The following is a 13,040-nucleotide window of genomic DNA, read 5'->3' on the forward strand; positions in this document are numbered from 1 at the left end:
GGCTCAGCCGATCTTGACCAGTTTGAACGGCATGTTGATGTACACCGGCCTGCTCACCCCGCAGGCGCCGCTGACTCCGGTGGTGATGTCCTCGCCGACAAGGGTGTCCGACGTCGGGTCGGCCACTGCGCCCTCGGCGTTCATCGCCTTGAACCGGAAAACCTGAAGGCCGGGCGCCGAACTCCCGTCGGGGCACGGGATCCAGTTCTCGACGGTGTGCTTGACGTACCAGACGCCGCTCTTCTGGTAGATCGGGGCGCTCCAGCCCCATTCGCTGTCGACTGTGCCCGTGCACTCGCCGGGATAGCTGCACTGCGTGCGGATCGTCCAGGTGCTCCGCAGGCTGGCCTGGGCGTAGAACACCTCGTTCTTGCGCGCCCGCTCGCCGTTGGACGTGGCGACGTAGGTGCCGTTGAGGCCCCAGTCCGTGGTGTCCGCGACCGCTGTCGGCAGACCCGCGGTGACACCGCAGATCGCCATCGCCGCGACGGTGGTCGCCAGCGCAGGTACCCGGATCATGGCTGCTCCTCACCCCGTCGACGGCAGACGCCGGCGGCGCACGAAGCTAACACCGGGACGTGCGCGGCGACGGACCGGTTTCCGCTGAGCGGACTTCCGCAACCGCTTCCGGCGATACCGCTGCCATGCTGTCCGTCGTGCACAGGGAGATCGTCGCCGCGGCATCGCTGACCGCCGGACTGCTAGTGTCGGCGCCGGCCGCCCAGGCCGACCCGCCTGCGCTGCGACAGGTCACCTACACCGTGACCTCGATGCAGCCGGTCACCGCCGAGATCTACTACCGCGACAGCGATCCGCCGACCTGGGCCGAGTACAGCCACAACCCGTACCGCTTCAGCCCGAAGGCGCGGGTCGACATCGGACCTGACCAACCATGGGTGCTCCATGTGGTGTTGGCAGATCCGGACCGCTGGGCGATGGTGTCGGCGACCGCTGGACCACATGTGGGGGATCCCCAGATCAGGTGTGAGCTGGCCGTCGACGGGGTGGTGGTCGCCACCGGGGAAGGGCCGCGGGGCGCACTGTGCTCACTGCGGCACTGGTGACGCCGCCCGCTGGGTGGGAAGGCGCCGCCGGTGCTGCGGCGGCGGGTCTTACCGTGCCGTCGAAGGGTCGCCGCACCAGCCGGGGGGACGGAGGAAATGCGCAGATGTCGAAGGTCGAGGCCCCGCAGGCAGAAGCTGAGCAGGTGGAAGCCGTGGGCTCGGTTGACTCCGGCGGTCGCCGCCGGCCGCGGTGGCCGGTCGTGGCCGGTGTCGCGGCGGTGCTGTGCTCGGTCGTCATGGCGGCAGCCAGCGGCCACATCCTGTGGGAGCACCGCAACCAGGCGCGGGATCAGCAGAACCGGGCCGAGTTCGTCGCCGCCGCGAAACAGATCGTCGTCACCCTGATGTCGATCGACTTCCGCGACCCGCAGGCCGGTGTGCAGCGCATCCTCGACAACTCTGCCGATCCGTTCCGTACCGAATTTCAGAGCGGGGCCGACGACTTCGTCAAGTTGTCGACCGATGCCGGGGTCACCACCAAGGCCACCGCGAACGCCGCAGCCGTGCGAGCGACCACCACGGAATCGGCGGTGGTCCTGGTCGCGGCCACATCCACGGTGACCAACGCCAACGGTGTCGCCGAAGCCCCGCGCAGTTGGCGGCTCGCCGTGGACCTGCAGCGCGACGGAGACCGGATCAAGATGTCGAAAGTCGAGTTCCTCCAGTGACCGTCGATACTGCGCCCCGGCGCACCGCTCGGCCAACGGTGTCCCGCCGGTGTCTGCTCGTCGTGTCGGCTCTGTTGATCGCCTCGGCCACGGTGCTGACGACGCTCTACGTCACGCAGTACCGCGTCGACCGCCAGACAACTCCCGCCGCGGAAGAAGCGGTGGTGGAGGCGGTCTCCGAGGCGACCGAGGCCCTGCTGTCGTACGGCCCCGACACCATCGACACCGACCTCAGCGCCACCGGATCGTTGACGACCGGCGAGTTCGCGACGTACTACGGAAAATTCACCGAGAACGTCGTCGCACCCGCGGCGCGCGAGCGCGGCGTGAAAGCCCAGGCCCGCGTCATCGATTCAGCCCTGATGGAACTCCACCCCGAGCAGGCCAAGGTGCTCGTGTTCCTGAATCAGGCGACAACCAGCCGTGAGCGACCGGAGCCCGCGGTGACCGCCAGCAGCGTGATCGTGAGCGCGACCAAGGTCGACGGCGACTGGCGCATCTCCGCACTGGATCCCGTGTAGGCGCCGCCCCTGGGACCAGTGGTGTCCGTCACGCGGGTGTCGCGTCGGTGGTCACCGTCTTCGTGGCGGCGTCGGCGCCGGAGCGGCGGCCGCTGAAAATGCAGTCGGCGATGGACAATCCGCTCACATAACTGTTGGAGCAGATACCCACTGCGTTACGGCCGGCGGCATACAGGCCGGGCACGGTGCCACCGTCGCGGTGCACGACCTCGCCGGTGGCCTCGTCGACCACGAGCCCACCGAGGGTGAGGCCGGGGATGGGGAAGAACATCGAGGAGTCCGCCGAGATGTTGATCGCATAGTAGGGCCCGCTGCTCATGCTCGCGCACAGATCGCGCTCCTTGTGCGCGGGATCACCTGCGCCGCTGAGCAGACCCTTCCGGTAGGCGTCGACCGTCCGGCGCAGTCCGGCGGGATCGATGCCGCTCTTCGCCGCGATGCCCTCGATCGACCTGGCCTTCTTGTGGCCGGTGGTCAGCAGATAGATCAGCTGTAGACGTTGAAACAGCTGGGTCTGCTCACGGATCTGGGAGCGCACCTTGCGCCACGTCGCAGCGTCGTAGACCGCCCAGCCGGAGCCGCCGAACTCCCGCATCATCACATCGCCGTGAGTCGCCCCGTAGAGGTCCTCGTTCGCGATGCGCCGCCCGTCCTCGCCGACGGTGAGCCCCTCCAGAAAGGCACTCGGAGGTGCGAGGAATCGCCAGGCCGTGACGTTGCCCATCTTGTCGGCGATACCGCCGGCCTTCAATCCCAGCGCGATGCCTGTTCCGTCGTCCCCGGCGGTGCCGAGCGGCGAGACCTTCATGAACTTCGGTGCGAACGTCTGCATCCATTCCCGGTTGTAGACGAATCCTCCGGCGGCCAGGATCACGGCCTCGGCATGGGCTTCGCCGTCGACTGCCGCGGCGTCCCAGAGCTTTTCGGTGTGCGCCACCACGCCCCTGACGACGCCGGGCAGCCAGTTGCCGACCTTGCCCGTCACCTTCGTCAGCGCGGCGTGCCTGCGGACGTGCTTGTGGTTCGGGTCCATCGCGCGGTAGCGCACCCCGGTGATCCGGCCGTCGTCGGCCGTGATCAGGGCATGCACCCGGGCCAGCGGCAGGACAGTGACCCCCTTGGCCTCGGCTGAGCGCCGGAGGTGCTCGAAAAGCGCGCGGCCGGAACTCATTCCGGGTGAGACGACGCGATGGCCCCGTGGTGCGGGACGCGCCGTCGTCACGTACGGGTGAGCCTTCTCGTTACCGGAGTAATACAGGTAGTGGTCGTCGGTGGGATACGAGGTCTTGTACGACGAGACCGGGCCGCCCCGGAACGGAACGCCCTGGGCTTTGAGCCATTCGATCAGGGCGGGGCTCTGATCGCAGAACCTTGTCAGGGTTTCCGGGGTGACGGCGTCGCCGACCTCCTGCCGAAGGTAGGCCAGCATGTCCTCGGTGCTGTCGGAGTGTCCACCGGCGCGTTGCTCGGCAGTTCCACCGCCGGCATAGACGATTCCTCCGGACAACGCCGTCGCGCCGCCGCCGTATCCGCGGTCGACCACGAGCACGCGTGCACCGCGGTCGGCTGCCTCGATCGCCGCCGCGGCTCCTGCGGCGCCGAAGCCGACCACGATGACGTCGAAATCACATCCTGTAGTCATGGAAACTCCTGTCGGAGAGGTCTGTCGCGTTGTGAGCGTGCGTGGTCTCGGGGATTTTCGCGGCGTGTCGCCTGCAGACCCGCACGCTCGCGGTATGGGGGGCCGGCGTCATGGCTTTGCTCTCGGGCGGATGAACACACCCTCGGCCTCCACGCTCACCGCGCCGTGCTCATCGCTGATCTGGCCTCGGGCAATGGTCTTCGATCCTGCATCGTGATCGACCCACGCCTCCACGTGCAGCGGGCCCAGGCGCGTGGGCGCCACATATCGGATGGTCAGGGTGCCGGTGACCGCGGGCTTTCCCGGCCGGTGCGCGGTGGCGCCCAGGATGTGGTCGAGTAGCAGCGCGCAGATCCCGCCGTGGACGTGGCCGGCCGGGCCCTCGTAGGCCGGCCCCAGCGTCACATTCGTTGTCACCCTTCCGGTCTCGTCACGGTGGACGTCCAGCGGGGGAGCGATCGCGTTGCGCGTCCCGATCGCCACGTTGCCCCAGGTGAGAAACCTGCCCTCGGTGGTGGTCCGCACCGGGTGCGGCTCAGGATGCAGACGACTGCCCAGCAACTCGGCGGCCTCGTCGATCAGCCGGTGAGCCCGCCGCACGTCGGCATCGCCGACCTCGCTGCGGATCGTCACGTCGACGAGCCGGCGCAGCGACCGGGTCAACGGTCCGTACAGTTCCTCGGTGCGGCGGGCCTCATCGGGGTCGAGGGGTGTGTTCACCCTTGGCCGCCCCCGCCGGCCATGTCCAGCGCGGCGAGATGGCTGAACAGCAGCGACGCGCCGATCGGATTGCCCCCGCCCGGGTACGTGGTGCCCGACACCGCAGCCATCGTGTTGCCCGCTGCATACAGCCCCGGGATAGGGACGCCCCCGGTGGTCAGGACCCGCGCCCGCGCGTCGGTGCGCAGTCCGCCCTTGGTGCCCAGGTCGGACAACCCGAAGGTGGCCGCGTGATACGGCGGGGTGTCGATCGCGACCAGCGGCGATTCACCGTTGGTGAACACCCGGTCGTACGGTTCGGCGCCACGACCGAAGTCCTCGTCGACTCCGGCCGCGGCGAGCTTGTTGAAGCGCTCGACGGTGGCCTCCAGTTCGCCGGCCGGCACCCCGATGGCGTCGGCGAGTCCGGCGAGGGTGTCGGCGGTGTGCCACAGCCCGGCAGCGCGGTACTGCTCCGGATCCACCATCGACACGTTGGTCGCGCCGACCGGCGGCACCGCCCCGGCACGGTTGTCGTAGACCATCCAGAACGGCAAACGTGTTGTGCCTTCGCCCATCTGGCGGATGACCTCGCGTCCGAGCCGGTCGTAGGGTGCGGACTCGTTGACGAAGCGGCGGCCGTCCTGGTTGACGAAGATGCCGCCGGTGAACCACAACGCGAACGCCGAGCGTCCGTCGGGATGCGTCATCCCGGGCGACCACCACGCCTGGTCCATCAGGTCGAGGTCCGCGCCGATCGCGATCGCGGCCCGGTGTGCCCGGCCTGTGCTTCCCGGCCCTCCCATCGTGTCGTCGGCACTGCCGGGCACACCGTACTCGGAGCGCATCGCGGCGTTCTGCTCGAAGCCACCGCTGGCCAGCAGAACCCCACGCCGGGCCCGGACGCGGATTCTGTTGCCGCCGTGCTCGATCACCGCGCCGACGACGCGTTCACCATCGGTGAGCAGTTCGACGAGCGCGGCGTTGCGCCGGCAGGTGACGTCAGGCAACTGCGCCATCGCGGCGAGGAATCTGCCGACCAGCGCCCGTCCGCCGACGAGCAGGTCAGGTGCAGCGGCGCCGAGGCGTTCGGTGTCCAACGGCCCGCGTACCAGACCGGCGTACTCGCCGAGCGCGTCGTCGGGCAGGGGCACCGGGACGGTATGCCGGTAGCCGTCCCCGCGCGCTCCCGGCGCTGAACCGAAGTAATCCGGCCACGGCAGAGCGGCGAACTCGAAAGCCGGATCCTGCTCCAGGTACTCGATCAATCCGGCGCCGCCGCGGACGTAGGCGTCCTGCAGGGCGCGTGGGGTCCGGTCGCCGACCACGGCGTGGAAGTAGGTCAGCGCGTCGTCGACGGTGTCGTCGGTCCCGGCGCGCAGCAGCACCGGGTTGCACGGGAACCACATGCCACCGCCGCCCGAGTAGGCCGTGGTGCCGCCGAACTTGTCGGTGGCCTCCACCAACAGCACCGACAGTCCCTCCCGCGCGGCGGTGTAGGCGCCCGCGACACCGCCCCCGGATCCGGCCACGACGACGTCGAACTCGGCATCGAACGCAGTGGCGGGATCAGTCACGGGCACCGCCGTGTCCGCCGTGACAAGCGGTCATGCCCCTCCTCGGTGTTAGGTCGACCCGGTGTCGGATCACTGTGGCCCGGTCCCATCGGTGGCGCAACGGCCCCTCCCGGTCAGCGGTAGTGACGAGACGCCGCGATCCGCGCGTTGCTAGCCTTGGCCGGTGACGGAAGAGGCCGACGACGCGCCTGGTGGGCTGAATGTGTCGCCCACAGGGTGGGCCTTGCTCGGGATGCTCTCCGGCGGTGCGGAACTGTCGGGTTACGACATCAAGAAGTGGATCAATTGGGCCATCCAATTCTTCTACTCCAGCCCGGCGTACAGCCAGATCTACTCGGAGCTCAAGCGACTGGAACGGCTCGGACTGGTCACCTCGCGCGTCGACGCCGGCATTCGCAGCCGGCGGATGTACAAGATCACCGACAAGGGTCTGGTCGCGGTCACCCGTTGGGCCAACGAGGAATCAGTGGAACCGCCGACCCTGAAACACAATCCGCTGCTGCGGGTGATGCTGGGCCACCTGCTCAACCCCGGGCGGCTCCGGGAGATCCTCACCGAGCACGCCGCGTACGCCGAGCAGATGCACCAGGCCGCAGCCACCGAGGTGCGGTGGACCGGTGAGCAGCCCGCCTGGTCGTACGCGCGGCTGGCCCTGCGGTGGTCGGAACAGTATTACGCCGCCGAGCGTGATCTGGCCTTGCAGATGATCAAGGAGCTCGACGCCGTCGACGAGACCTTCGGTGAGTCCGGCCCGGCGGGTGTGGAGTTCCCGGTGCGCGAGTACTGGTACGAGGTGGAGCGGCGGATCGCCGCCGAACGCGAGCCCGACGCCGAAGCACCCGGGAACTGACTCAGGCGAGGCGGCCCGCGGCGTGCCGGGCGGCGATGTAGCCGAACACGACACCCTGCCCGATCGTCGCGCCCGCGCCCGGATAGGTCTTACCGAACGTGTTCGCGGCGGTGTTGCCGATCGCGTACAGCCCGTCGATCGTCGAACCGTCCTCACGAAGCACCCGGCCGCGGGCGTCGGCGCGCAAGCCGCCACAGGTGCCCAGGTCGCTGAGCACCACCTGCACCGCGTAGTACGGTCCCGAATCCAGCGGGCGCAGATTGGGATTGGGGTCGACCGTGGGATCGCCGTAGTAGCGGTCGTAGGCGCTGGCACCCCGGCCGAAGTCGTCGTCGACGCCCGCCGCGGCCAGTGCGTTGAACCGGTTGACGGTCGCGGCGAACGTCTCCGGTGCCACACCGATGCGCCGAGCCAGCTCCGGAAGACCGTCGCTGCGGTGGGCGATCCCGGCGTCGTACCACGTCCGGGGAATCGGCATGCGCGGGAACAACTCCGCCGCCATCAGGTAACTGTTGCGGTAGCGCTGGTCGAAGACCATCCACATCGTCTCGACCGGGTCGCCGGCCTGTTCGCGTCTGAGCATCTCCTGCCCGAAGGTCATGTAATCGGTGGCCTCGTTGATGAATCGCCGGCCGTTCTGGTCGACCAGAAGGCATCCCGGCAGGGACCGCTCGGCGAGCATGACGGTCGGGGCGCCGCCGGGGAGGGGGGCGAATGCGGGGAACCACCACGCCTGATCCATCAGTGCGGTGTCGGCGCCGAGATCCTGGGCAAGCCGGATGGCGTCGCCGGTGTTGCCTTCCGCACCCAGGCTGAGGTGCTCACCGAGCTGATCGGACTGGAACTTGTGCCGCCAGCTCATCAGATGGTCGAAGCCGCCGGCGGCCAGGACGACACCGCGACGGGCCGTGACCTGCACCTCGGTGCCTGCGCGGTCCACCACCGCACCGGTCACCCGGTCGCCGTCGACCAGCAGCGTCGAGACCGGCGAGTCGGTCCACACCGGAATTCGTGCGTTGAGCACACCGGCGAACAGGCCGGCGGCCAGCCCCTGGCCTCCGGCGGCGTAGCGGCGACGCAGCGCCAGCCCCCCGATGCCCTGCACCGCCCGCAGCAGGATGCGCGGCCAGGACTTGCGCGGCGTCCGGGCCATCAGGTTCAACCACCGGTAGTCCGCGCCGGTCACCGGCATCGGGAAGTCGGATTCCATGACCCCCGGGCGTAGCCGGGCCAGTTCGGTCCCGAGCACCGCGGTGTCGAACGGACGGCACTCGCAGGTGCGCCCGACGGCGCTGCCGCCGGGCTTCTCCGGGTGATAGTCCGAGTAGCCCTTGGCCCAGAGGAACTTCATCGTCGTGGTGCGGCGCAACATCTCGATGGTCGCGGGACCGTACTGCACGAACGCGTGCGCCCTGTCGACGGGGGCGTCGCCGTCGACCAGGGCGTCTAGGTATTCGCGACCGAACTCCAGGGTGTCCCCGGAACCGGCCTCGGCGAGGATCGGGTTGCCCGGCATCCAGAACGCGCCCCCGGAACGGGCCAGCGAGCCACCCACGTACCGCGTCTTCTCCACGATCAACGCCGAAAGGCCCGCCTCGTGCGCCGCCAGGGCGGCGGCCATGCCGGTGCCGGATCCGACGACGAGCAGATCGACGGTGAAGTTCTCCCGAGATGTCACCGGGCGATTCTCGGGGCGGTCGGCCACGGTGTCCCCGGTGATGCCCGGTCAGTGGAACATCACCCGGCTCACCCGGGAACACCGGTGCTACAACGGAATTTCGCTAGCAGCACGCAACAACAGTGAGGATGACCGGCGATGACTTCGGTGCAGCCCGACAATGCCACAGAGGTCCGGCAGATCGAGGCGCAGGCCGCGCCGACCAGGTATGCCCGGGGCTGGCACTGCCTCGGGTTGACCCGCGACCTCGGCGACGGAAATCCCCATCCGGTCGATGCTTTCGGCACCAAGCTGGTGGTGTTCCGCGGCGAGGACGGCAAGATCAACGTCCTCGACGCGTACTGCCGGCACATGGGCGGAGACCTGTCCGACGGTGAGGTCAAGGGCAACGAGATCGCGTGCCCGTTCCACGACTGGCGGTGGGGCGGTGACGGTCGGTGTAAGCAGATCCCGTACAGCCGTCGCGTGCCCAAACTGGCGCGGACCGCGACGTGGCCGACCCTGGAGCAGGACGGCATGCTGTTCGTCTGGAACGACCCGGAGAAGAAGGCCCCGCCGGCCGACGTGACAATCCCGCACATCGAGGGGGTCGGCACCGACACCTGGACCGAGTGGCATTGGTACAGCACGGTGGTGCACACCAACTGCCGCGAGATCATCGACAACGTCGTCGACATGGCGCACTTCTTCTACATCCACGGCGGGCTTCCCACGGGCTTCAAGAACATCTTCGAAGGCCATGTCGCCACGCAGTACTACCGCAGCGACGCCCGCCCCGACCTCGGCAGCGGGGAGGGCGCCAAGATTCTCGGCACCACCTCCGTGGCGTCCTACTACGGGCCGTCTTTCATGATCGACGACCTGACCTACCACTACGAGCACGGGGACCAGCGCACCGTGCTGCTCAACTGCCACTACCCGATCGACGCCGATTCCTTTGTGCTGCAGTACGGCATCACGGTGGAGAAGTCCGACGCGCTGCCCGAGGACGCGGCGGTGCAGATGGCCGTCGCCCTGGGCGATTTCGTGAAGATGGGGTTCGAGCAGGACGTCGCGATCTGGCGGCGCAAGGCCCGTATCGACAACCCGCTGCTGTGCGAGGAGGACGGCCCCGTCTACCAGTTGCGCCGGTGGTACGAGCAGTTCTACGTCGACGCCGCCGACGTCACCCCGGACATGGTGGACCGCTTCGAGTTCGAGATCGACACCACCCGTCCGCGCGAAGCGTGGATGAAAGAGGTCGAGGCGAACCTGGCGGCGGGCCGGTTGCCGAAGCTGGTGGGCCTGACCAAATGAGCGTGCGCCCCGACAACCGGCTCGCCGATGCACCGATGCAGCCGGTGGACTGCGGGGCGTGCGGGGCACGTGTGCTGGTCCGCAAGAGCAGCTGGGAGCAGACCAGCGTGCAGTGGGATGCTGCGTCACTGGCGTTGTGTGAAAAGCGTCGAGGTGCGATGCGGACCGCGGGGAGCTTCCTGTCAGGATGCATCGACCTGCGCGAATCCATCGAATCCGCGGTGCTGCGGGGGGCTCTGCGAGTCCTGTCGGACACTTAGGTGTTGCGGAGCAGGACTGTCACCGATGTCCTGATTTCTGTCGGTGGTCGAATGTATGTTCGAGTTATGGCGGGCGGGGACCTACAGGACGCGATGACCGCGTTGCGGGCCGCCTTCGACGAGGTCGCCGGCTGTGAGGTCGACCTGCTGACCCGGCCCGATCTTGTTGCCGCCCTTGACGAGCTGGAAACCCTGTCGTGTCGGCTGCCCGCTGTGGGTTACCGGTTGTTGGCGCGGTTGCAGGTCGAGGCGACTCCGCAGCAGATGGGTGCGAAATCGTGGAAAGAGGTGTTGACCGTCCGGTGGCGGATCTCCACCGGTGAGGCCCACCGCCGGCTGGCCGAAGCCGCGGTGTTGGCGCCGCGGCCGTCGGTGACCGGGCCGACCCTGCCGCCGGTGTTGCCCGCAACCGCGGTCGCCCAGGAACACGGGCTGATCAACGCCGAACACGTCGATGTGATTCGCCGATCGCTGACCAAGGTGCCGGGCTGGGTGGACACCGCCACCCGCGAGCAGTTCGAGCTCGACCTGGTCCGTACTGCAGTGGGCAATGGGCCCAAGGAGCTGAAGGACTCGGCCGATCGCGCCCTGTTCCTGCTCGATCAGGACGGGCCCGAACCCGATGACACCGAACGCGCCCGCAAGCGCGCGGTGACCAGGAGCAAGCAACGCCCCGACGGGATGACCGACCTGTCTGTGACGTTGACCCCGGAGGCGTGGGCGGTGTGGGAGGCGATCTTCGCGAAATTCGCCGCGCCGGGCATGTGTAATCCCGACGATCCCGAACCGTGCACGTCGGGCACACCGTCACAGGCGCAGATCGACAACGATCAGCGCAGCCTGGCCCAGCGTCAGCACGACGCGATGGTCGCGGCCGGGCGCATCGCGTTGATGAGCGGCGACCTCGGCCAACTCAACGGATTACCGGTGTCGGTCATCATCCGGACCACCCTGCAGGACCTGGAATCGCGCGCCGGGGTCGGCACCACCGGCGGCGGCACCGTCATGCCGATCGCCGAGGTGATCCGGATGGCCGGGCACGCCAATCACTATCTGGCGGTGTTCGACCGCGCGACCGGCTCAGCGCTGGACCTGTTCCGGGCCAGGCGGACCGCCACGGCGGCGCAGCGGATCATGCTGATCGCCCGCGACGGGGGCTGCACCAAACCGTGCTGCACCGTCGGGGCGTACGGTTCCCAAGTCCATCACGTGGTCGCTGATTGGGCCAAGGGCGGCAACACCAACGTCGACGAACTCGGGCTGGCCTGCGGACCCGACAACCGCAGCGTCGACGACAACGGCGGCTGGACCACGCGGATGAACGACCGCTGCGAGGTCGAATGGATCCCACCACCGCACCTGGACACCGGCCAGACCCGCACCAACAACTACCACCGACCGGAACGGCTACTACGGCCACCGGACGACCCGGAACCTGAGATTTCCGTGTCGGCCGAGCCCACCGCGGGCGGTAACGTCGGCGACGCGGAATCCGACGTCGTACGGCCCGCCGACGATCCCGGTGAACCCGGCGGACCCGCACCACCGGAAGGCCGGGCGGCCTGACGGCCGTGGCCCTCACTCACCATCACCCGGGTGGGCGGGATAACGGTCCTCCAGAAGGCAAGTCGCGGTGGTGAACGGTGCGCTGCCCTTATGAGGTACCGGCGCTCAGGACATGACGAACGCGCTCAGCGGCGCTTCCTCCGGGTAGATGGCCGGGCCGCCGAGGTCGTAGGCGGCGTTCAGCGCGCCGATGAACGCCGGATCATGCAGCGGTGCGCTCGGGATGTCGATCGTGATGCCTTTGCCGGCGAGATCGTCGACCATCATGTCGATGGCCTTGTCGATCGTCAGGTCATCGGAGTGGTCCATGTTCTTCTTCAACTCGTCGTAGTCGGAGTACACCTCCGCCGACCAGTGCACCAGGAACCGGAGCTCGTCGGTGTGGTGACGGGCGATGACGTCGTCGCCGTTGCGCAGCACCCAATGGTCGCGCGATTCCGGGTCGCCGGCGAACACCGTGTCGAACGACAGGCCGGGCGGAACCTGTTGATCCAGTGGGCCGTTGGCCTCGCCGCGGTGCACCAGCATCTCGTTCTGTACCACCACTCCACGGTTGTAGACAGGGGGCAGAACCCGCCTGGGGGCCTTCAGCGGGCCGTCGGGCCAGTAGGTGAATCCGCTGCCCTCGTCGAGGGAGAACCAGGTGATCACCTGTGCCATCTTGATCAGATAGTCGGTGAACAGCCCCGACTTGCCCATCACGCTGACCAGCCAGGTCGGGGCGTTCTCGTACCGCACACCGCGGAAGCTCGGCGAATCCAGATGGCCGGGATCGCGGTTGCAGCACGGGCCGTTGATGTTGAACAACATCATCTGCGGCTTGGCGTACTCCGCTCCCCAATACGATTTCGCTTCGTCCAGGAACTGCGCGTTGTAGAAGCAGTCGTGCAGCTCGGGGTAGAGCAGAGTGCCGTAGTTGGCGAGATGCCCCCGAAATGTGGGTGTCAGGAACAGATCGAGGGTGGGGGTGAAGCCCTCGGGGAACTGCCCGCTCATCGTCGCCATCAGTTCTTCGGGCGACGAGAAGTGCTGGGCGATGATCAAGCTCCAGGGCGCGTCTTTGCGCACCACATCCAGCAGGCGCTGTCGCTGATCGTCGGTGTAGACGTTGTCGACCTCGCGCGGGGGAGCCACAGGGCGCAGGATGTCAGACAGCTCCATGCGCCGTTCGTCGGTGAGCATCACGGGCACTCCTTTTCTCGGGATCCGGCGTGGATGC

General features: G+C 68.2%; 13 protein-coding genes. 7 read left to right on the plus strand and 6 right to left on the minus strand.

Annotation, left to right across the window (positions count from 1 at the left end; all coding sequences use genetic code 11):
• Positions 1–3: 3 nt before the first annotated feature.
• Positions 4–519, minus strand: a complete 516-nt coding sequence (locus C6A87_RS08095; RefSeq protein ID WP_311116761.1) for a hypothetical protein — start codon at positions 517–519, stop codon at positions 4–6.
• Between the two features lie 125 nt (positions 520–644).
• Here C6A87_RS08095 and C6A87_RS08100 point away from each other — a divergent pair, with 125 nt between their 5' ends.
• The 3 genes from C6A87_RS08100 (at position 645) to C6A87_RS08110 (ending at position 2,253) form a co-directional block, all read left to right on the plus strand.
• Positions 645–1,064 carry a hypothetical protein gene (locus C6A87_RS08100; protein ID WP_311116762.1) on the plus strand — a complete coding sequence of 140 codons (420 nt, stop codon included), beginning with the start codon at positions 645–647 and terminating at the stop codon, positions 1,062–1,064.
• Positions 1,065–1,168: 104 nt separating this feature from the next.
• Positions 1,169–1,732, plus strand: a complete 564-nt coding sequence (locus C6A87_RS08105) for a hypothetical protein (RefSeq protein ID WP_311116763.1) — start codon at positions 1,169–1,171, stop codon at positions 1,730–1,732.
• Entirely contained in the window at positions 1,729–2,253 is a 525-nt protein-coding gene (locus C6A87_RS08110; RefSeq protein WP_311116764.1) for a hypothetical protein, read from the plus strand. Before C6A87_RS08105 ends, C6A87_RS08110 begins: the two co-directional genes overlap by 4 nt.
• 28 nt (positions 2,254–2,281) lie before the next feature.
• Here the strand turns inward: C6A87_RS08110 and C6A87_RS08115 are convergent, their stop codons facing one another.
• The 3 genes from C6A87_RS08115 to C6A87_RS08125 form a co-directional block, all read right to left on the minus strand.
• Positions 2,282–3,895 carry an FAD-binding protein gene (locus C6A87_RS08115; protein ID WP_311116765.1) on the minus strand — a complete coding sequence of 538 codons (1,614 nt, stop codon included), beginning with the start codon at positions 3,893–3,895 and terminating at the stop codon, positions 2,282–2,284.
• A 108-nt stretch (positions 3,896–4,003) separates the two neighbouring features.
• On the minus strand, positions 4,004–4,615 hold the full coding sequence (locus C6A87_RS08120) for a PaaI family thioesterase (RefSeq protein ID WP_311116766.1): 612 nt from the start codon (positions 4,613–4,615) through the stop codon (positions 4,004–4,006).
• Positions 4,612–6,171 (minus strand): FAD-binding protein, encoded by a 1,560-nt coding sequence (locus C6A87_RS08125; RefSeq protein ID WP_311116767.1) that lies wholly within the window; start codon positions 6,169–6,171, stop codon positions 4,612–4,614. The genes C6A87_RS08120 and C6A87_RS08125 overlap by 4 nt, the downstream gene beginning before the upstream one ends.
• 232 nt (positions 6,172–6,403) lie before the next feature.
• Between C6A87_RS08125 and C6A87_RS08130 the strand changes: the two genes are divergently transcribed.
• Positions 6,404–7,021 carry a PadR family transcriptional regulator gene (locus tag C6A87_RS08130; RefSeq protein ID WP_396837077.1) on the plus strand — a complete coding sequence of 206 codons (618 nt, stop codon included), beginning with the start codon at positions 6,404–6,406 and terminating at the stop codon, positions 7,019–7,021.
• 1 nt (position 7,022) lies between these two features.
• On the opposite strand, the gene C6A87_RS08135 is transcribed toward C6A87_RS08130, so the two are convergent.
• Positions 7,023–8,642: a 3-ketosteroid-delta-1-dehydrogenase gene (locus tag C6A87_RS08135; protein WP_396837078.1), complete on the minus strand. Its 1,620-nt coding sequence runs from the start codon at positions 8,640–8,642 to the stop codon at positions 7,023–7,025.
• A gap of 195 nt (positions 8,643–8,837) precedes the next feature.
• On the opposite strand from C6A87_RS08135, the gene C6A87_RS08140 reads away from it, so the two are divergent.
• The 3 genes from C6A87_RS08140 to C6A87_RS08150 are packed head-to-tail and all read left to right on the plus strand — an operon-like array spanning position 8,838 to position 11,821.
• Positions 8,838–9,995, plus strand: coding sequence for a Rieske 2Fe-2S domain-containing protein (locus C6A87_RS08140; RefSeq protein WP_311116770.1), 1,158 nt, complete (start codon positions 8,838–8,840; stop codon positions 9,993–9,995).
• Positions 9,992–10,255: a hypothetical protein gene (locus tag C6A87_RS08145; protein WP_311116771.1), complete on the plus strand. Its 264-nt coding sequence runs from the start codon at positions 9,992–9,994 to the stop codon at positions 10,253–10,255. Before C6A87_RS08140 ends, C6A87_RS08145 begins: the two co-directional genes overlap by 4 nt.
• A 51-nt stretch (positions 10,256–10,306) precedes the next feature.
• Positions 10,307–11,821, plus strand: a complete 1,515-nt coding sequence (locus C6A87_RS08150; protein ID WP_311116772.1) for an HNH endonuclease signature motif containing protein — start codon at positions 10,307–10,309, stop codon at positions 11,819–11,821.
• A gap of 105 nt (positions 11,822–11,926) precedes the next feature.
• Here C6A87_RS08150 and C6A87_RS08155 read toward each other — a convergent pair whose 3' ends face one another.
• Positions 11,927–13,003, minus strand: a complete 1,077-nt coding sequence (locus tag C6A87_RS08155) for a hypothetical protein (RefSeq protein ID WP_311117854.1) — start codon at positions 13,001–13,003, stop codon at positions 11,927–11,929.
• Between the last annotated feature and the right edge of the window lie 37 nt (positions 13,004–13,040).

The sequence above is a fragment of the Mycobacterium sp. ITM-2016-00317 genome (assembly GCF_002968295.1).
Taxonomy (GTDB): domain Bacteria; phylum Actinomycetota; class Actinomycetes; order Mycobacteriales; family Mycobacteriaceae; genus Mycobacterium.